The organism is Elizabethkingia argenteiflava (genome assembly GCF_009904105.1).
GTDB classification, from domain to species: domain Bacteria; phylum Bacteroidota; class Bacteroidia; order Flavobacteriales; family Weeksellaceae; genus Elizabethkingia; species Elizabethkingia argenteiflava.
Genome location: NZ_JAAABJ010000100.1, coordinates 1 through 611 on the forward strand (window position 1 = coordinate 1; position 611 = coordinate 611).

General features: G+C 26.8%; 1 pseudogene. It reads left to right on the plus strand.

From position 1 onward, the window contains the following. Nucleotides 1–21: 21 nt before the first annotated feature. Nucleotides 22–177, plus strand: a pseudogene (locus GNY06_RS00535) (IS481 family transposase); the annotation flags it as partial. Between the last annotated feature and the right edge of the window lie 434 nt (nucleotides 178–611).

Consider the following 611-nt stretch of genomic DNA (forward strand, 5'->3'; position numbering starts at 1 on the left):
ACAAGTTGGTTGTCCTATTAAAACAATGAAAGAACGCATACTGGAAAACATTGTTATGGTAAAACACCGATGCAGACGTTTTTGGATAGTAAACCTATTGCAAAAGAGAAATTATTGGAAACTCTTGGAGTGGAACAAAAAATCCTTACTTCTCGAAGTAAGGATAATATTGAATAACTGATAATTATTTTAACACTTAACGTCAGATTAAGTCGTGGCTATTACAATTTATATAATCCGTAATTTTTAGTGAACGATATCTCAAAAAATTTCAATTAGTGGTTTTCATTTTTGCCCTTATCTTTTTATATAATTTTTTATGTTAATAAAAAGTTGACGTTCAAAAAAAATAAATACCAAATATAAGAGAAACAAATTATTCCCATAAATAATATTCCATTTCAATAAGTAATAAGAAATATATGATACTACAATTCCTGAACATACATAAATAATACAAGCCTTTATTTCATATTGTATTGGATAAGAGGCTGTTTAAATTTGTGTAGAAAATTTTGTTAGGAAGGTTTTCAGAAGTTGGATATTTGGAAAAAAAGGAATGAAATACCCAACTGATCTAACTGAAAACCAATGGCAATATATAAAGAAAA